Below are 18851 nucleotides of genomic sequence, written 5' to 3'. Positions count from 1 at the left end.
CCGAATCGGTGCGGGCATCGTCATATGTCATCGGATCAGCGTGGGCGCGGCGCGCGGACCTTCGTAGGGTCGATGCCCTTCGGAATCGGCATCGAAGCCAGACCCGTCTGCATGGACGCCAGTCGCTGGATGACGGCAACACGCGTGGCCTTGTCGATGGACTTGGGCAGGGACTTGATCGCCTTGGCGAGGTCCTTGAGGGCGAGGCCTTCCTCGTGCTGACCGACGTAGAGCACGTGCACGGGCACCTTGTGCGCCACACGGTCGGCCTTCTTGCGCTCCTCGTTGATGAGTCGGGTCAGTCGCGAGGGGCTTCCCTCGCCGACGAGCACGATGCCGCCCTTGCCGACGGTGCGGTAGACCGCCTCCTGAGTCTTCGCGTTGACCTGCACCGGCTCGTCGCTGGCGGTCCACGAGCGGCCGAGGCCCGTGCTGAGGACGTGGCCCGTGGCACCGGGGACGCCCTCGAGCTTGCGGTACATCGCCTGCGTGGCGAAGCGGGTCAGGGTGATCATCGCGCCGAGCACGCCGAGCATGAGGCCGGTGATGCCCCACAGGATGATGCTCCAGATCGCCACCGGCGGAATCAGGAAGCCCACCACGACGCCGATTGCCGCGCCGAGCACCAGGATGCCGATGAGAACCCACGGCAGCCAGGGGAAGACGTCCTTCGTGAAGGTGAAGAGCGTCTTGATCTGGGAGAAGAAGCCCTGACGTTTCTCAGGGGCTGTGCTGCGTGCGGCCATACTCCCAGAATACCGGGCGGCGGCACCGGTTCCTCCCCACTCTCGCGTCTGATCGTGTTCGTCCACGGCGCGCGGGATTCGGCCCATCCGACTTCCGGCGCGAGCGCACAGTGAGGACATGACTCAGAACCCTCTGGAGAGCACGTACCGGCCGATCCGTCGTGTCGCGCCACCGGACGTGCCGATCGCCGGTGTGCTTGCCGCGGAAGGTGATCACACGGTGCTTCTGGCCGACGTCGATGCCGTCCCGTCGCCGTGGTGGCGTGACGATCCCGCGGCGCACCTGCTCGCGCCCGTGGATGTCGCACGTCGAGCGGACGGCCATGACGCGGTGTTGCCGTGGTGCGTCGTGACCGTCGGCTCGTACCTCCGCGCGCGAGCAGACGAGCCGCTGTCCGGAGGCGAAGGAGTCACTCTCGCTGTCAGTCTGATGCGTGGCTGCGCGGAGGCAGCCCTGCCCGCCCGTTTCGGTGATGATCCGGTCCCGGTTCCACACGGCCGCTGGTGGCTCACGGATCAGGGACGTCCGCTCTTCGCAGTCGGCGAAGGCGCGCCGGCGCGCGAGGAGACGGCGGAGCTGCTGAGCCTGCTGGCCGGCTCCTGCGCAGACCGTGTGGTGGTGCGCCTCGCTACCGAGGCCGCCGACTCGATCAGGGTCCGATCCCCGGCCAGCGTCCTCGTGCGGCTGGAGGAGGACATGTTCGAGGCCTGCGCTCCTCGCCCGCTCCTCGTGCGGGTCGCGGACCCGTCGGTTCTGCGGCCCATGCAAGCGCGAGAGCTGCGCTCTCGCGACGGGGAGTCAGACCGGAGCACGACGCAGTTCATCGGAGCGGGGCGACATGACGAGCCCCGACGCGGTTCGAGCGGGGCCTGGGCGGAGGCGTTGCGAAGCACAGCGCGCAAGCTGGTGATGTCTCGTGGTGGGCGAGAGGACGCGCCGCGGAAGCACTCACGGCGGACGCCCGTGCTGCTCGGGGCTTCCCTCGCCGCCGTCATCCTCACCGTCGGGCTGTTGTGGCCGCAGCCCGACGGTGATGGCCCGGCGGCTGTCGGCGCGACCTCGTCGCCCCCGGCTTCCGACGACGTGGTCAATGGCGGCGGCGCGTCGGGTGACTCGCAGATGCCACCCGCGACGCCTGCGCCGACGGGGGAGCTCGCCGCAACCGACCCGGGGCAGATCGAGCCAACCCGGACGGACCCGCAGCCCGTTGCGACCCCGGACCTTCCGGATCCGGCGGATCCGGCGACTCCTGCGCCGGCGGAGGGGGTCGCATCACCGTCGTCTCGCGAAACGGAGATCATCGCGACAGCGGCTGCGTTGCTCGGAGCGGTCGCAGCATGCGGCGAGCAGGATACCTGCGGGCCGCTCGTCGCAGACGGCGTCGGTCGTGCCGACGTCCCGGCAGGCGGGGCCATTGAGCTGGTCGAGGACTTCGGCGGCGTCGTGGTGATGCGCGTGATCGAGGACCAGGGAGAGACGAGCCTGTTGAGCATCGAGCAGGTGGATGGCGCATGGCGAATCCGGGAGGTGACCGCGATGCCGGGGTGAGTGGATGTCGCGGCGCTGACGGGAACCCTGTGGGGGATAACCCCCGCAACTGTTCGGGATTCCCTGGCTGTTCGAGACCCGAGTGCCGCCTAGCGTGGAGATATGAAGAAACGACTCGCGCAAGACGCCCTGGCCGCAGGCCACCTGGCCGCGCTGGGCCTCATCGGACCGCTCGTGCTCTCCCTGCTGGGCGGGTTCGTGGGCTTGGGCGTCGGGTTCCTGCTGCTCCTCGGAATCGGACTGCTGTTCCTCGCTCTGTTCGCGGTGAGCCTGTCCGGGGTCGCACGTTTCGAGGAGCTGCGGGTCAGCGGGCTGTACGGATTCGATCTTCCCACCCGCGCGCTGCGGCGCTCCACTCGCACCGACTGGCTGCGGATACCCCACACGCTGTGGCTGCAGCTCACGGACGGTCGTAACTGGCTCGCCCTCCTGCACTTCCTGATCATCACCTGCCTCGGTGGTGTGGCCCTCTGGCTGCTGGGAGCGGTGGCGTCATACCTCGTGTACGCGATCCGCGGATCATTCGCCGCCGAACCCTTGATGCTCCCGTACAGCACGCTGAATCCGCCCGTCTGGGCCGCCGCGCTGATCAGCCTCCTGGCGATTCTGCTGTGCCTCGCCGGGGTCTGGGGACTGACCCGTGCTCACCGCGGAATCTCCCGCGCCATGCTGGCTCCATCGCGCATTCGTGAGCTTGAGCGCACCGTGGCCACCGAGACCCGTCGCCGCGACGACGCCGTGAGCGCGGCGAGCATCGAGCGCACCCGCATCGAGCGCGACCTTCATGACGGGGTTCAGCCGCGCCTCGTCTCCATCGGCATGACGCTCGGACTGGCACGCGCCAAAGTGGAGACCGACCCTCAGGCCGCCATCGGTCTGATCGATGAAGCGCATACCTCCACCAAGGCAGCGATGACCGAACTGCGCCAGCTGGCGCGCGGATTCCACCCGGCCGTGCTGGAGGATCGGGGCCTCGATGCCGCGCTCTCGGCGCTGGCCGCCCGCAGCCCCATCCCGGTCACCCTGGATGTCCGTGCGCCTCATCGATACCCGGCGCAGATCGAATCCGCGCTGTACTTCGCGGTGGCGGAGAGCATCACCAACATCGCCAAGCACTCCGGCGCCACCCAGTGCCGGGTCACAGTGCTGGAGCGACCCGGCGGCATGCTCTGGGCGCGGATCGAGGACGACGGCCGCGGAGGTGCGCGTCGGGTGCCGGGCGGCGGCATCGACGGCATCAGCGGCCGGATCGCCGCGGCCGGCGGCGTGCTCACTCTGAGCAGCCCGGTCGGTGGGCCCACCACCATCGATGTGAGCCTGCCGTGGCAGCCCTGACCCACCGCATTCAGCAACCGGAGACCGCTATGCGCATTCTGATCTGCGAAGACTCGGGCCTCATCCGTGACGGCCTGATCCGTATCCTCGAGGACTCCCAACACACCGTGGTGGCTGCTCTGGCGGACACGCACGGCTTGGAAGACGCCGTCGTGGACGGCACGCCGGACCTCGTCATCCTGGACGTCCGCCTTCCGCCGACGTTCACCGATGAAGGGATCCGCGCTGCGATCAGTCTGCGAGCCCGCGATCCTCGGCTGCCGATTCTGGTGCTCAGCCAGTACGTCGAAGAGCGCTACGCCACGGATCTCATCGCCTCCAGCTCCGGGGGTCTCGGCTATCTCCTGAAAGACCGCGTCACAGATGTGGCCGACTTTCTGGAGTCGGCTGCCACCGTCGCCGCGGGAGGTACCGTCCTCGATCCCGAGGTGGTCTCACAGCTGCTCACCCGTCGGCGCCAGGACAGTCGATTCGACCGGCTGACCGATCGGGAGCGCGAGACTCTCGCGCTGATGGCCCAGGGACGCAGCAACCAGGCCATCGCTCGCACCCTCCACATCTCGGAGGGCTCCGTCGAGAAGCACATCTCGGCGGTCTTCACCAAGCTCGACCTCGACCAGGACGCTGCGGGCAACCGCCGAGTCCTGGCCGTGCTCGCCCATCTCGACGCCACCTCCTAAGGAGAGATCATGACTGACTTCATTCACACACCCACTCCGCCCACGCCGGGTGCGCAGCCGCCACAGAACACGCGACGCGGACGTGGACTCGCGATCGGTGTGGGCATCGTCGGCGCCGTGATCGTCGCCGGCACCATCGGCGGAAGCGCCGTCGCGGCTGTCGCCGCCCCCGCGGGCGCCGGCACCTACTCCACCAGCGCGGCCGTCGACGGCGTCGAGGAGATCGACATCGAGATGAGCGCGGGAACAGTGGACGTTCGATTCGGCGATGTTCGTGAGGCGACGCTCGAGGTGTCATCGAACGGTTCTCGTGCCGCCGACGGCTGGCGCATGGACGTCCGCGACGGCGAACTCGTGATTTCTCAGGATCGAGGGTGGCGCGGCTGGGGCTGGGGATGGTTCGGCTTCCGCAACGACGGAGAGGTGCGCGCCGACATCGTCCTTCCGCAATCGTTGGAGAACAAGGTCGACGCCTCCGTCACGTTGAACGCCGGTCGTGCCACCGTGGCCGGCGGATTCAACGATCTGGAGTTGACGGTGAACGCGGGCGAGCTCAGCTACGAGGGGACCTCGCGCGAGCTCTCGACCACTGTGAACGCGGGCCAGGCGAACGTCGCCGTGACCGACGCGGACAGCCTGGACCTGTCGATCAGCGCGGGACGACTCATCGCCGACGTCACTGGGACGGCACCCAGCGAGACGAGTGTCAGCGTGACCGCGGGTAACGCCGAAGTTCGTCTCCCGCAGGGGACATACGAGGTCGAGCGGGACGCCACCTTCGGTGATCTGAGCGTGGACGTGGACACCGCGCCCTCCTCGCCGAACTCACTGGAACTGAGCGTGGCAGCGGGCGACCTCACCGTTGGGTACTCCCGCTGAGACACCGAAGCTGGGCCCGTTCTTCAGGAACGGGCCCAGCTTCTGTCTTCGGTCCGTGAACGAATGAGGGCCCCGCGGCGAATCGCCGCGGGGCCCTCATCGTGGATCAGATGCCGAGGTCTGCCGCGAAGTTCGCGTCCTCGAGGCGAGCCTTGACCGCGCCGAGGAAGCGGGCGGCGTCGGCTCCGTCAATGGTGCGGTGGTCGTAGGACAGCGCCAGGTAGACGTACGAACGGACCGAGATCGCGTCCTTGCCGTCGACCGTGACAACGCCGGGGCGCTTGACCACGATGCCGGTGCCGAGGATGGCGGACTGGGGCAGGAACACCACGGGCGTGTCGAACAACGCGCCACGCGAACCGGTGTTGGTCAACGTGAACGTGCCGCCCGACAGCTCGTCCGGCTTCAGCTTGTTCTCACGGGTGCGACCGGCGAGGTCAGCGATCTCGTGGGCGATCTGAGCGATGTTCTTGTCGCCGGCGTCACGCAGCACGGGGGTGAGCAGGCCACGCTCGGTGTCGACCGCGATGGAGAGGTTCTCCGTGGCGGGGTAGACGATCTCGTTGTTCTCGTTCACCGTGGAGTTGATGATCGGGAACGCCTTCAGCGCCTCGGCGGCAGCCAGGGCGAAGAACGGCAGGAACGAGAGCTTGTCGCCGGTCTTGGCGAGGAAGTCGCCCTTGACCTGGTCGCGGTAGTTCGCGAGCTTGGTGACGTCCACCTCGACCACGGTGGTCAGCTGTGCGGTCTCCTGCATCGATGCCACGGCGCGCTGGGCGAGAACCTTGCGCAGACGCGTCATCGGTGCCGTGGTACCGCGCAGCGGCGACGTCTCCAGCTTGGCAGCTGCCGCGGGGGCGGCGGGAGCCGGAGCAGCCGGAGCGGCGGCGGGAGCCGCGGCAGCGGCCAGCACGTCCTCCTTGCGGATGCGTCCGCCGACACCGGTGCCGGTGACGGAGGCGAGGTCAACGCCCTGCTGTGCGGCCAGACGGCGCACGAGCGGGGTGACGTAGACCTTCTCCTCGCCCGACGATGCCGGGGCGGCGGCGGGCGCCGGAGCAGCAGCGGCGGGCGCCGGAGCGGCAGCGGGTGCCGGAGCGGCGGCCGCAGGAGCGGGAGCAGCAGCGGCAGGTGCGGGAGCAGCGGCGGCGGGTGCCGAGGCGGCGGGTGCGGGAGCGGCGGGCGCTTCAGCCGCGGGGGCCTTGGCGGCAGGTGCCGGAGCAGGAGCGGGTGCGCCGCTGCCGACGAGAGCGAGCACAGCGCCCACCTCGACGGTCTCGTCCTCGTTCACGAGGATCTGCTGCAGGGTGCCGGCAACCGGCGACGGGATCTCGGTGTCGACCTTGTCGGTCGAGATCTCCAGCAGCGGCTCGTCCACGGCGACATCGTCACCGACCTGCTTCAGCCAACGGGTCACCGTACCCTCGGTCACGCTCTCACCCAGTTCGGGGAGCTTGACGGGGGTGGCGTCGCCCGCGGGCGCAGCAGCCGGCGCGGCCGGAGCTTCGGCGGCAGGCGCCGGAGCCTCAGCGGCGGGAGCCGGAGCCGCAGCAGGCTCCTCAGCGGCAGGCGCCGGAGCCTCAGCGGGTGCGGCGCTGCCGTCCCCGATCTTCGCCAGAACGGCACCGACCTCGACGGTCTCGTCTTCCTGAACCAGGATCTCCTCGATCACACCGCTGACGGGGGAGGGGATCTCGGTGTCGACCTTGTCGGTCGAGATCTCCAGAAGACCCTCATCCGCCTGGACGGTGTCGCCCACCTTCTTGAGCCAGCGGGTGACCGTACCCTCAGTCACGCTCTCACCGAGAGCGGGGAGGACGACGGATGTGCTCATGTCGATTTCTCCTTCAAAAAATGCAGAACGTCTATACCCAGCTTAGTGATGCGCCGGTGCAGTCGGCGACCATTCACAGGGCGTGGAGCGGTTTTCCGGAGAGCGAAAGAAACGCCTCTCCCAGGGCTTCGCTCTGAGTCGGGTGAGCGTGCAGCAGCGGGGCGAGATCCTCCGGGAAGGCCTCCCATGCGACGGCCAGCTGTCCCTCGGTGATGAGTTCGCCGACGCGATCGCCGAGCAGGTGGACGCCAATGACGGGGCCGTCGATCTCGCGGATGACCTTCACGAATCCGCCCGTTCCGATGATCTCGCTCTTCGCGTTTCCTGCGAGATTGAACTCGTACGCGCGGATGCGATCGGTGCCGAACTTCTCTGCGGCCTGTGCTTCGGTGAGACCGACGGATGCGACCTCGGGGTGCGAGTAGGTGACCTTCGGCACCTGAGAGTCGGGAACGGCCACGGGGTCGAGTCCCGCGATGCGCTCGGCGACGGCGATGCCCTGCTGGAAGCCGCGGTGCGCGAGCTGGAGACCGGGAGTGATGTCGCCCACGGCCCACACGCCCGGCACATTCGTGTGCAGGCGCTCGTCGACGATCACGAACCCGCGATCAAGCGTGAGCCCCGCCTCCTCGAAGCCGAGATCCGCGGTAGCGGGGCCGCGACCCACGGCGACAAGGAGGTAGTCGCCCTCCAGAGTGCTCCCGTCCTCCAACGTCACCGTGACCGCGCCGTCGGACTGCTGAACGGACTGGAAGCGCACACCCAGCTTCTGCGTGATTCCGCGCTTGCGGAACGCCCGCTCCAAGCCCTTGCTGACCGCCAGGTCCTCGTTGGGAACCAGGTGATCGAGGGCCTCGATGATGGTGACCTCGGACCCGAAAGAGCGCCAGACGCTGGCGAACTCGACGCCGATGACGCCGCCGCCGAGCACCAGCACGCGCTCCGGGATGACCTCCAGTTCCAGCGCCTGCTCGCTGGTGAGCACACGACCGCCGATCTCGACGCCCGGCAGCGTGCGGCTGTAGGAACCGGTCGCCAGAATCAGGTCCGTACCGGTGTACAGGTCGTCGCCGACGCGGACGGTGCGGTCGCCCTCGAGATGCCCGGAGCCGCTGACGGTCGTGATCTTTCGGGCTGACAGCAGCCCTTCCAGCCCCTTGTGCTTCTTCGCAACGATGCCGCGACGGTATGCCGCCACGCCCGCTGGATCGATGGCGTCGAGCTGCGCCGTGACGCCGTACTGCGCGGCTTCACGAACGGTGTCGGCGACTTCCGCGGCGTGCAGCAGCGCCTTCGTGGGAATGCAGCCGCGATGCAGGCACGTGCCGCCGACCTTGTCGCGCTCGATGAGCGCGACGGTCTTGCCGAGCTCCGCGAGGCGCAGCGCCGCGGCGTATCCGCCGCTGCCGGCACCGAGGACGACGACGTCGAAGGTGTGGGTTGTCATGTGATCTCCAGTTCGGATTCGCGCGGCTTGTGGCTAGCGCGAGATCAGTTCGAGGATCGACCGGACGGTCGCTCCGGTGATGCCCTTGTCGGTGTAGCCGAACGGGGCGGAGTCATTCAGGGCGGAGGCGGCGATGTCCAGGTGGATCCACGGGATGCGCGGAGCGTTCTCCTCGTCGGACACGCGGCCGACGAATCGACGCAGGAACAGTCCGGCGAACAGCGCGCCGCCATTGCGGTTGCTCATGTTGGCGTTGCGCATGTCCGCGATGGGGGAGTCGAGGTCGCTCTCCATGAAATCCGGCAGCGGCATGGGCCAGGCATCCTCGCCCGCGGCGGCCGCGGCGTCGAGGAAAGCCTCCACCGCGTCGTCGTCGCCGAACACGCCGGTGTGGCGGTTGCCCAGGGCCACCATGATCGCGCCGGTGAGCGTTGCGACGTCGATGACGAGATCGGGGTGCTCCTCGCTGGCAGCCACCAGGCCGTCACCGAGAACGAGGCGTCCTTCAGCGTCGGTGTTGAGCACTTCGACCGTCTGGCCGCCGTACATGCGCAGCACGTCACCGGGGCGGATCGCGCGCCCGGACGGCATGTTGTCGGCGATGCACATCCACGCGGTGACGCGCGTGGGCAGCTGCTGCTGCGCGGCCGCGCGGACCACCGCGAGCACGGTGGCTGCACCGCACATGTCATCCTTCATCCCGAGCATCGAAGACGCCGGCTTCAGAGACAGACCACCCGTGTCGAAGGTGATGCCCTTGCCGACCAGGGCGACGTGACGCGCTGCATCCGCGGGAGCGTAGCTGAGGCGCACGAGACGCGGGGGACGGTCCGATCCCTGCCCCACGCCAAGAATTCCCCCGAAGCCCTCGGCCGCGAGACGCTCCTCATCCCACACCGTCACTTCGATCGGGAGGCCGTCAACCGCCGTCAGTGCGGCCTCGGCCAGCTGCTGCGGGCTCTGCCACTCGGCCGGTGTGGTGGTGAGATCCTTCACCAGAGCGACGGCCTCGGCGACGCTGACTGCCGCAGCAGTGTCGACCTGCTCCGTGGTGTGGACCGTCACGCTGGTGGCTCGCTGCGTGCGGCCCGACGTCTTGTACGAGTCGAACGTGTACGCGCCGAGCAGGGCGCCCTCCACGCCCGCCGCAGCGGTCCCCTCGGGTGCGCCATCGAGGTGGACGTGCACGGCGGAGAAACCGGTGAGAGAGCGCACGCCGGCTCCCACCGCGTCACGCACAGCTGCGGCGTCGGTGCGATCGCCGAGACCGACGACCGCGACCGGCTTGTCGGTGAGCGAGAGCAGCGGCACGCGGGCGAAGCCGCCGAACGAGCCGGTGAAGCCGACGGCCGCGAGCGCCTCGGCGAGCCCGGGCCACGCGGTCAGGGCGTCGGGGGCTGGGAGCGCCGGAACGAGCACGAGAGTCGCCTCGGCTTCCGGATCGAATGACAGGGACGAAGAGAGCTGAATCTCGGGAACCGACATGCCCCCATCCTAAGGAGGACGTGGCCTGCGCGGATCGGCGTGTTCGCTGACAGCGGTCGCCTGGTCGGCCCTCGCTGCTCGTGGCGCTCGTAGCATGGAAGGATGCCCCAGCCCTCCGAGATCTTCGAACGCGTTCTTCCGCCGCGTGCCGTTCCGGCCGGCCTCCCGCTGGTCGTCTTGATGACGGGCTTCACCGATGCGGGCGGTGCCGTCGCGGGGCTGATCAACCGCTTCCGTGAGGACGGGACCGCCGACGTGCTGGGACGGTTCTCCAACGATGTGCTGCTGGACTACCGTGCGCGGCGTCCGATCGTGACCTTCGTGCGCGATCACCTCACCGACTATCGGCCGCCGCGGCTGGAGCTCTCGCTCGCCCATGACGTGCTGGGACAGCAGTTCCTGCTCCTGTCCGGCTATGAGCCGGACTTCGCCTGGGAGGCCTTCGCGGATGTCGTCCTGGGTCTTGCCGCCGAGCACCGCGTATCGGGCGTCACCTGGGTCCACGCCATCGGCATGCCGGTGCCGCACACCCGGCCCATCGGCGTGACCGTCTCGGGGAACCGTGAGGATCTCATCGCGTCGCTGTCCGTTTGGCAGCCCGAGACCCAGGTGCCGGCGACCGCCGGACACCTGTTGGAGTACCGGCTCGCCGAGAACGGCACGTCCATCGCCGGACTCGTGCTACTTGTCCCGCATTACCTGGCGGACACCGAGTACCCCGGTGCCATGCTGGTCGCCTTGGAGAAGATGACGGCGGCCACCGGACTCGTGTTCGCGACGGATCCGATCGTCGAGGCGAACCGGGAGTTCCTCGTCAAGGTCGAGGAGCAGATCGCCGACAACGAAGAACTGCAGCGCATGATCGCCGCCCTGGAGACGCGCTACGACGCGTACCGTGCCGGGCAGTTCCATGAGATGGAGCGCGGCGAGTACACGAGTGAGACTCTGCTGGACGGTGCGCCCCTTCCGAGCGCCGACGAACTGGCCGCCGAGCTGGAGCGATTCCTTGCGAATCGGCCGGGCGACGAAGACAAGGGCGCTCCGGGTCTCGGCTGATCGCCGACACGCCGCAGCACCACGGTGGACCCCGGGAATACCGGGGCCAGCGAACGCGTTTTCATCAACGCGTCAATTGGCGTTTCCCCGCGCCGACGTGTGAGACAATAGGGGACCGACCCGTTGTCGACCCTACGAGCTGAAAGGCTCCGGGACTTGACAAGGGTCTTACGTGTGTGTGAAACCTCCGGAGCACGCCGGTGAAAGGTGAACCGTGACCCCTGCCACGACCAAGACCACGCGGACCGCAGCGAAGGACACCGAGACGGACGAGACCGCCACTGCTGCGGCCGCAGCGAAGCCCGCCGCCAAGCGCGGCGCTGCTGCGAAGACGACCGGAAAGGCCGCCGCGACGCCCGCGGCCAAGAAGCCTCGCGCGACCACCGCGAAGGCGGCCGGCGGACGCAAGAAGAAGTCCGAAGAGGACGAACCCGACGAGGACGAGGAGGACGACGTCGAGATCGATGTCGAGCTCGTCGACGACAAGTCGGACGACACGACGGAGGAGAAGGACGACGAGGATGGCGCGACGAAGCCCGTCGCCGCCGAGCCGCTGCCCACGGGCGCGATCGTCATCACCTCGTCGGACGAGGACGACGTCCCCGTCTACTCCACTCAGATCTCCGGCGCTACCGCCGACCCTGTGAAGGACTACCTGAAGCAGATCGGTAAGGTCCCGCTCCTCAACGCGGAGCAGGAGGTCGAACTGGCCATGCGCATCGAGGCGGGTCTGTTCGCCGAGGAGAAGCTGTCCAAGATGACCGCGGCAGAGAAGTCCAGCCAGCTGGGCCTGGACCTGCAGTGGGTCGCTCGCGACGGTCAGCGCGCGAAGAGCCACCTGCTCGGCGCCAACCTCCGCCTCGTGGTGTCGCTCGCCAAGCGGTACACCGGCCGCGGCATGCAGTTCCTGGACCTGATCCAGGAGGGAAACCTCGGCCTCATCCGTGCGGTGGAGAAGTTCGACTACACCAAGGGCTTCAAGTTCTCGACCTACGCCACGTGGTGGATCCGTCAGGCCATCACCCGCGCCATGGCCGACCAGGCCCGCACCATCCGCATCCCGGTGCACATGGTCGAGGTCATCAACAAGCTGGCCCGTGTCCAGCGCCAGATGCTTCAGGACCTGGGCCGCGAGCCCACGCCCGAGGAACTGTCGCGCGAGCTCGACATGACCCCCGAGAAGGTCATCGAGGTCCAGAAGTACGGCCGCGAGCCCATCTCGCTGCACACGCCTCTCGGTGAGGACGGCGACAGCGAGTTCGGTGACCTCATCGAGGACACCGACGCGGTGGTTCCGGCCGACGCGGTGGGCTTCACGATGCTGCAGCGTCAGCTGGAGAGCCTGCTGGACTCGCTCAGCGAGCGTGAGGCCGGCGTGATCCGCATGCGCTTCGGCCTGGGCGATGGCCAGCCGAAGACGCTGGACCAGATCGGCGACACGTTCGGCGTCACGCGTGAGCGCATCCGTCAGATCGAGTCGAAGACGATGGCGAAGCTTCGCCACCCGAGCCGCTCCCAGTCGCTCCGGGACTACCTGGAGTGATGGGACAGAGCATGGCAGAGGCGAACGAAGGCAAGAACCTCCTCATCGAGGTCGACGGCGAGCAGTTCCAGCGACTCCCGATCAAGACGCACGTCGTCATGCCGGGAGACGACCTGGACGCGTTCATCACGCAGTACGTCACCGAGGGCACGCTGGTGCCCGGTGACACGCTGTTCGTGACGGAGAAGATCGTCGCGATCACGCAGGGTCGCTCGTATCTGGTGGAGGACATCACGCCGCGCAAGCTGGCGCACTTCCTCTCCAAGTACGTCACCCGCACCCCGTACGGCATCGGTCTCGGCATGCCCGAGACCATGGAGATGGCGCTGCGCGAGTGCGGCACCCCGAAGATCCTGTTCGCGGCGGCCGTGGCCGCCGTGACCAAGGCATTCGGGCGCAAGGGCGACTTCTATCGCATCGCGGGCGACAAGGCGCGCGCGATCGACGGACCCACCAGCGGCACCATCCCGCCCTACAACAAGGCGGTCGTGCTCGGACCGGAGCGTCCGGCTGAGGTCGCCGCGCACCTCAAGTCGCTGCTGAAGACGTCGGCCGATGTGGCCGTCGTGGACATCAACGACCTGGGCGGCAACATCCTGGGCTCCACGCTGTCGAAGGCGGGGGAGCAGCGGCTGGTCCGCATTCTCAAGGACAACCCTCTGGGACAGGGCCATCAGTCCACGCCGCTCGGCGTGATCCGCAAGGCCTGACCGACACGCGAAAGGGGCTCCGTCATTCCTGACGGAGCCCCTTTCGCGTTGTGCGAGGCTTCAGATGCCGGTGGCAGCGCGGTAGCGCTCCCGGTGGCCGGTGCGGATTCCGCTGACGCTCGGCTTGTTCTCGTAGACGCCGGCCGCCCAGTTTCCCTCGATGACGACGGGGCCGTTCGGGGTGACGACGATGTCCCAGCCCACGTAGGGGATCGACGGGATGACGCGCGCGATGCGGTCGACATACGCCACGACCTCATCCCACATCGGCAGCTGGAAGTCGGCGATGCGCTTGTGGGTGTCGGGGTGCAGCTCGTGCACGTTCTCGTGCGAGTCGTATCCCGCGCTCCGCGCGTGACCGTTGTCGTCGAGCATCGTGTAGAAGCCGCCGAACGACATCTGGTCGCTCACCGCACCGCGGCCGAACTTCTGCGCCGCGGCGAGGATGTGGGTCTTGGTGCCATCGAAGTAGGCCGTGACCCGCGTGGTGTTCACCGTTCCGGGGCAGTAGGCGGCGATGTCGTCGTGCTGGAGGATGACCTCCTCGATCAGCAGCTCCCCGCGACCGACGAGCTCCGCGGTGAACGTCTTCCAGTCCGAGACCTCGGCGGCCTGGTAGCGGTGCACCCCGAGACCAGCCGAGCCCTGCGGCGTCTTCGCGATGAAGGTGGGGTGTCGTTCGGCGAACGCCTGCAGCGCGTCGGCATCAGACGCCGGATTCTCGCCCAGCACCAGCCACTCGCGACCGAGGTACGGAGCGAAGGCCCGGTTGAAAGCGATCTTGTCGTGGAAGGTTGCGCGCCCCTCGGGCTTGTCGAGCAGCTGCGACATGCGATTCGAGATCGGGTGCGTCATGTAGGTGGCCCGCTCAGCGCGGCTGAGGATCGCGAAGTCGTAGTCGACGTAGTCCTGGAAGCCCACGTCGTGACGAGCTGCGGACCACAGCATGTCCAGCACCACGGCCGGGACGGCGCGGTGGTGGTGCGCGGCGGTCTCCTTGGCGCGCGCGATCAGCGATCCGGTGTTGATGCGCAGCGCGCGATCGACCGCGTACTTCACGCGCACCGGGAGGGATGAGGCAGACGAGGCCATGGTGCTCCTTTGATTCTCGCCTCAGTTTACCGGCGGGCACGGAACGCTCCTGTGCGTCCAGGCAGGATGCACAGAGCCTCCGGAGCCGCGACGGCTAGGATCGACGGCGGTGTCCGCCCGGCGGACGGACCAGCCTGCAGACACTCAGAGGCTGGACCCGAAGCGCATCCGAAAGGCTCCCATGCACGACAACGTCCCGCTCGAACGCACGAAAGGCCGTACGCGATGACCGCCGCGCACGACCTCATCGGTCGCACACACCCCACGCTGCGCGTGTCGCGCTCCGCTGTCTCCCGCAACCTCTCGGGCCACCCGCGTGAGGTCTACGCCGACGCGCGGCATGACGGCTGGGGGCTGGGGGCCGACTTGATCGCATCCGTTGCTCGTGAGCAGTCGCTGGCGGGCGTCGTGGGTGATGACGGGCCTGTCGCTTTCACGGGCGAGGTTCCGCCGACGTTCGCGGTGGTGACGGCGGCCGTCGCCGCCGGAGCTCTGCCACAGACGGTGCCGGCGGTGACGCTCTGCGGTGAAGTGCTCGGCGTGAAGATCCTCAGAGCGGGGGAGAGCGTGTCCTATGGCTACACCTTCACGGCGACGGAGGACACCCGCGTCGCGCTGGTGACCGGCGGCTATGCGCAGGGCATCGTGCGCTCGCTGGGCAACCGCCTCGCTGTCACGGTGAACGGCGTGCGTCGTCCCATCGTGGGTCGCGTGGCGATGGATGTCTGCGTCGTCGACATCGGCGCGGGAGAGACCGCCATCGGTGATGAGGTCGTGTTCCTCGGGGATCCGGATCTTGGAGAGCCCGCCTGGGCGGAGTGGATCTCTCTCACGGGTCTCGGTTTGGAAGAGCTGCTGCCGGCGATCGGCAATCGGGCGCGGCGGGAGGTCGTGGCATGAGTGCCGAGTTCGTGGTTGACCTGGCAGCGCTGTCCGACAACATCCGTGCCGTGCGTGAGCGCGTCGCGCCGGCCGAGGCGATGCTTGTCGTGAAGGATGATGCCTACCGGCACGGTCTCGACGCGGTCGTGCCTCGCGCGATCGCCGAGGGCGTCCGGTGGATCGGAGCTCTCGACGTGAGCACCGGTGTGGCGGTGCGCGCGCTGGCGCCCGAGGCGCGCGTGTTCGCGTGGATGCTGGCCGGCCGCGACGATGTGGCGGACGCGCTGTCGGCACGACTCGACATCGGTGTGGGATCAGCAGAGCTGCTGGAGGATGTCGCCGCCGTCGCCCAAGCGCAATCAGCCACCGCAGACGTACACCTCAAGATCGACACCGGATTGCACCGCAACGGGGTCCGGTCGGAGGAATGGCCGGCGTTCGTCGACCGTGCCGTGCAGCTGGAGGCACTCGGTGTCATTCACGTCGTCGGAATCTGGTCGCACATCGGCGAGGCGTCCGATGCGGATGACGACGACTCGCGCGCGGTGTTCGAGACTGCTGTTTCGCAGGCGCGCGAGGCCGGGCTCACACCCGAGAAGCTCCACCTCGCGGCGAGTGCCGCCGCCTTCGCTCGTCCCGAGTTCCGCTACGACATGGTGCGGATCGGCGCGTTCCACTACGGCATCCGCTCCGCAGACGGTCCGTCTGAGCAGGAGCTGGGGCTGGCCGTCGTGGGCTCACTCCAGGCCGCAGTGGAGAAGGTCGGTCGCAAGGACACGATCATCGGCACCGGCTACGTCAGCGGACTCATGTCGACTGCTGCCGGCTCACTGACGGCAGCGACGCCCGGAGGCCGGCTCCCCGTCACCGAGATCGCCGCTGACACACTGCGCATCCCGCACTGGGACGACGCCGAGGCGGGACAGGTCGTCACGCTGTTCGGTGCGAAACCCGCTGATTCGGCCACCGACCTCGCGGAGCGACTGGGCACGATCGGCGAGGAGGTCGTGTTGCGTCTGGCGTCCGACCTGCCGCGCCGTTACGTGGGCTGACGTCCGCGGGCACGAAAAGGGGCTCCCGCCGCGGCGGGAGCCCCTTTTCGGTAGATCAGTTGGCCTCGGCGAGTCGGGCGGTCTCATCGTGCCACGAGGTCGCAACCTCACGGAGCTTCGCCTCGTACTTGCGCCCGTGGTGAGCGCAGAAGAGGAGCTCGGAGCCGTTGACCTCGGCGGCGATGTAGGCCTGGGCGCCGCACGAATCGCAGCGGTCCATCGCGGTGAGCCGGAAGACCGTCGGCTCGGCGGGGGTGAGCGTGGTGTTCATCGCGGGTGCCTCCTTGATCGGGTACGCGGCTGAAGACTGCTTTCAGTCAACCACGTACAGCGCTCACGCGGCCCGTCCGGCCGCGTGTTTCGCTCAGCGCGTACGGGCGCATTCCGCGGGAATACGCGGGGGAGACGACGAACCGCGCGCCTGGCGGGCGGTGTCGGTGGCTCGAATTACGATGGGAATCGTGACTGCCGAGTATTCCGCTCATCATCTCCAGGTGCTGGAAGGGCTTGAGGCTGTCCGCAAGCGCCCCGGCATGTACATCGGATCCAACGGTTCGCCGGGCCTCATGCACTGCCTGTGGGAGATCATCGACAACGCGGTGGACGAGGCGGTCGCGGGCAATGGCACCGACATCGACGTCGTTCTGCGTGACGACGGCAGTGTCGAGGTGCAGGACCGCGGTCGCGGCATCCCGGTCGACGTCGAGCCCCGTACAGGTCTGACCGGCGTCGAGGTCGTCTTCACGAAGCTGCACGCCGGCGGCAAGTTCGGTGGCGGCTCATACGCCGCTTCGGGCGGTCTGCACGGTGTTGGTGCCTCCGTGGTCAACGCGCTGTCCGAGCGCCTCGACGTCGAGGTGGACCGCGACGGCAAGACCTACGCGATGTCGTTCCGACGCGGGGAGCCGGGCACTTTCGCAGACAAGGGGGAACCCCGTCCCGACGCGCCGTTCACTCCCTTCGCCGACGGCAGCGAGCTGCGGGTCGTGGGCAAGGTGCGCAAGGGCGTCAGCGGCACGCGTGTCCGATACTGGGCGGACCGCCAGATCTTCACGAAGGACGCCGCCTTCCAGCTCGCCGAGCTCGAGACGCGCGCCCGGCAGACCGCTTTCCTCGTCCCCGGCCTCGGCATCCGCATCACCGACAAGCGCGCCGAGGGCGGCAACGAGACGCTGCACCGGTACGAGGGTGGGATCTCGGAGTTCGTCGAGTACCTGGCCTCGGACGCGCCCATCACCGACACCTGGCGACTGCAGGGATCGGGATCCTTCCACGAGACGGTGCCCGTGCTCCAGGCGGACGGGTCCATGCAAGCCACCGACGTCGAGCGCGAGTGCGCCGTCGACATCGCGCTGCGGTGGGGTACCGGCTACGACACCACCGTCCGGTCGTTCGTGAACATCATCGCCACGCCCAAGGGGGGAACACACCAGCAGGGCTTCGAGCAGGAGCTCCTCAAGGTCATTCGCGCTCAGGTGGCGACCAACGCGCGCCGGCTGAAGTCCGGCAGCGACAAGCCTGAGAAGGACGACGTGTTGGCCGGTCTCACCGCCGTGCTCACGGTGACCGTTCCTGAGCCGCAGTTCGAAGGACAGACCAAGGAGGTCCTCGGTACGCCCGCGGTGCGCCAGATCGTCGCCCGGGTGGTCGGCAAAGAGCTCGGCGAACGCTTCTCGTCCACCAAGCGCGACGACAAGAACCAGGCGTCTCAGCTGCTGGACAAGGTGGTCTCCGAGATGAAGGCGCGCATCTCCGCGCGCGCTCACAAAGAGACCCAGCGACGCAAGAACGCGCTGGAGTCCTCGTCGCTCCCGGTCAAGCTCGTCGACTGCCGTTCCAGTGACGTGTCGCAGTCCGAGATGTTCATCGTCGAGGGTGACTCGGCGCTCGGCACGGCGAAGCTCGCCCGTGACTCGGAGCACCAGGCTCTGCTGCCGATCCGCGGCAAGATCCTCAACGTGCAGAAGGCGTCCGTGTCGGACATGCTCGGCAACGCGGAGTGCGCGGCCATCATCCAGTCGATCGGTGCGGGTTCCGGCAGGACGTTCGATCTCACGCAGGCGCGCTACGGCAAGATCATCCTGATGAGTGATGCCGACGTCGACGGCGCGCACATCCGCACCCTGTTGCTCACGCTGTTCTTCCGCTACATGCGGCCGCTGGTCGAGGCCGGCCGGGTGTACGCGGCGGTGCCACCGCTGCACCGCGTTATCGTGATGAATCCCGGCTCCAAGCCCAACGAGACCATCTACACGTACTCCGAGGCTGAGCTGCACGGGCTGCTCGCAAAGCTCACCAAGGCGGGCAAGCGCTGGCAGGAACCGGTGCAGCGCTACAAGGGCCTCGGCGAGATGGATGCCGATCAGCTCGCGACGACCACGATGGACAAGCGGGGCCGACTGCTGCGTCGTGTCACGCTGGCCGACGCGGACGCCGCCAACCAGGTGTTCGAGCTGCTGATGGGCAACGATGTCGCCCCGCGTCGGGAGTTCATCATCGACTCGTCGGATCGCCTATCGCGGGAGTCGATCGACGCCTGATCCCCGTCGGACGGTTACGGT

Annotated in this window: 16 protein-coding genes; 10 read left to right on the top strand and 6 right to left on the bottom strand. The window is 68.1% G+C overall.

What is annotated here, in order from left to right:
* Positions 1 to 35 precede the first annotated feature (35 nt).
* The gene (locus ABTV68_RS10855; protein ID WP_433673681.1) at positions 36 to 746 is read right to left on the bottom strand and encodes a DUF4191 domain-containing protein; all 711 of its coding nucleotides are present in this window, start codon (positions 744 to 746) and stop codon (positions 36 to 38) included.
* 118 nt (positions 747 to 864) lie between these two features.
* Here ABTV68_RS10855 and ABTV68_RS10850 point away from each other — a divergent pair, with 118 nt between their 5' ends.
* From ABTV68_RS10850 to ABTV68_RS10835, 4 genes are all read left to right on the top strand, one after another.
* A complete protein-coding gene (locus ABTV68_RS10850; RefSeq protein ID WP_433673680.1) occupies positions 865 to 2295 on the top strand; it encodes a hypothetical protein in 1431 nt (476 codons plus the stop codon).
* Positions 2296 to 2397: 102 nt separating this feature from the next.
* The gene (locus ABTV68_RS10845; protein WP_433673679.1) at positions 2398 to 3630 is read left to right on the top strand and encodes a sensor histidine kinase; all 1233 of its coding nucleotides are present in this window, start codon (positions 2398 to 2400) and stop codon (positions 3628 to 3630) included.
* Between the two features lie 29 nt (positions 3631 to 3659).
* On the top strand, positions 3660 to 4310 hold the full coding sequence (locus ABTV68_RS10840; RefSeq protein WP_433673678.1) for a response regulator: 651 nt from the start codon (positions 3660 to 3662) through the stop codon (positions 4308 to 4310).
* A gap of 9 nt (positions 4311 to 4319) precedes the next feature.
* The gene (locus ABTV68_RS10835) at positions 4320 to 5189 is read left to right on the top strand and encodes a DUF4097 family beta strand repeat-containing protein (protein ID WP_433673677.1); all 870 of its coding nucleotides are present in this window, start codon (positions 4320 to 4322) and stop codon (positions 5187 to 5189) included.
* 106 nt (positions 5190 to 5295) lie between these two features.
* Here ABTV68_RS10835 and sucB read toward each other — a convergent pair whose 3' ends face one another.
* The 3 genes from sucB to ABTV68_RS10820 all read right to left on the bottom strand — a co-directional run bounded on the left by sucB (position 5296) and on the right by ABTV68_RS10820 (position 9955).
* Positions 5296 to 7023 carry a 2-oxoglutarate dehydrogenase, E2 component, dihydrolipoamide succinyltransferase gene (sucB, locus tag ABTV68_RS10830; RefSeq protein WP_433673676.1) on the bottom strand — a complete coding sequence of 576 codons (1728 nt, stop codon included), beginning with the start codon at positions 7021 to 7023 and terminating at the stop codon, positions 5296 to 5298.
* A 73-nt stretch (positions 7024 to 7096) separates the two neighbouring features.
* Positions 7097 to 8470, bottom strand: a complete 1374-nt coding sequence (lpdA, locus tag ABTV68_RS10825; RefSeq protein WP_433673675.1) for a dihydrolipoyl dehydrogenase — start codon at positions 8468 to 8470, stop codon at positions 7097 to 7099.
* Positions 8471 to 8503: 33 nt separating this feature from the next.
* Positions 8504 to 9955 (bottom strand): leucyl aminopeptidase, encoded by a 1452-nt coding sequence (locus tag ABTV68_RS10820; protein WP_433673674.1) that lies wholly within the window; start codon positions 9953 to 9955, stop codon positions 8504 to 8506.
* A 102-nt stretch (positions 9956 to 10057) separates the two neighbouring features.
* On the opposite strand from ABTV68_RS10820, the gene ABTV68_RS10815 reads away from it, so the two are divergent.
* The 3 genes from ABTV68_RS10815 (at position 10058) to ABTV68_RS10805 (ending at position 13264) form a co-directional block, all read left to right on the top strand.
* A complete protein-coding gene (locus ABTV68_RS10815) occupies positions 10058 to 11011 on the top strand; it encodes a proteasome assembly chaperone family protein (RefSeq protein WP_433673673.1) in 954 nt (317 codons plus the stop codon).
* 214 nt (positions 11012 to 11225) lie between these two features.
* Complete coding sequence (locus tag ABTV68_RS10810) at positions 11226 to 12554, top strand: RNA polymerase sigma factor (protein WP_433673672.1); 1329 nt, start codon at positions 11226 to 11228, stop codon at positions 12552 to 12554.
* An 11-nt stretch (positions 12555 to 12565) separates the two neighbouring features.
* The gene (locus ABTV68_RS10805) at positions 12566 to 13264 is read left to right on the top strand and encodes a coenzyme F420-0:L-glutamate ligase (RefSeq protein ID WP_433673671.1); all 699 of its coding nucleotides are present in this window, start codon (positions 12566 to 12568) and stop codon (positions 13262 to 13264) included.
* Between the two features lie 60 nt (positions 13265 to 13324).
* On the opposite strand, the gene ABTV68_RS10800 is transcribed toward ABTV68_RS10805, so the two are convergent.
* Positions 13325 to 14356, bottom strand: a complete 1032-nt coding sequence (locus ABTV68_RS10800; RefSeq protein ID WP_433673670.1) for a sugar-transfer associated ATP-grasp domain-containing protein — start codon at positions 14354 to 14356, stop codon at positions 13325 to 13327.
* Positions 14357 to 14581: 225 nt separating this feature from the next.
* Here ABTV68_RS10800 and ABTV68_RS10795 point away from each other — a divergent pair, with 225 nt between their 5' ends.
* Both ABTV68_RS10795 and ABTV68_RS10790 read left to right on the top strand, forming a co-directional pair.
* The gene (locus ABTV68_RS10795; RefSeq protein ID WP_433673669.1) at positions 14582 to 15256 is read left to right on the top strand and encodes an alanine racemase C-terminal domain-containing protein; all 675 of its coding nucleotides are present in this window, start codon (positions 14582 to 14584) and stop codon (positions 15254 to 15256) included.
* Complete coding sequence (locus ABTV68_RS10790; protein WP_433673668.1) at positions 15253 to 16290, top strand: alanine racemase; 1038 nt, start codon at positions 15253 to 15255, stop codon at positions 16288 to 16290. The genes ABTV68_RS10795 and ABTV68_RS10790 overlap by 4 nt, the downstream gene beginning before the upstream one ends.
* Positions 16291 to 16345: 55 nt before the next feature.
* Here the strand turns inward: ABTV68_RS10790 and ABTV68_RS10785 are convergent, their stop codons facing one another.
* Positions 16346 to 16561, bottom strand: coding sequence for a DUF7455 domain-containing protein (locus ABTV68_RS10785; protein ID WP_433673667.1), 216 nt, complete (start codon positions 16559 to 16561; stop codon positions 16346 to 16348).
* 181 nt (positions 16562 to 16742) lie between these two features.
* Here ABTV68_RS10785 and ABTV68_RS10780 point away from each other — a divergent pair, with 181 nt between their 5' ends.
* Complete coding sequence (locus ABTV68_RS10780) at positions 16743 to 18830, top strand: DNA gyrase/topoisomerase IV subunit B (RefSeq protein WP_433673666.1); 2088 nt, start codon at positions 16743 to 16745, stop codon at positions 18828 to 18830.
* Positions 18831 to 18851 lie beyond the last annotated feature (21 nt).

The organism is Microbacterium gorillae (genome assembly GCF_050990725.1).
Taxonomy (GTDB): Bacteria; Actinomycetota; Actinomycetes; order Actinomycetales; family Microbacteriaceae; genus Microbacterium; species Microbacterium gorillae_A.
This window is presented reverse-complemented; position numbering and strand designations above follow the sequence as displayed.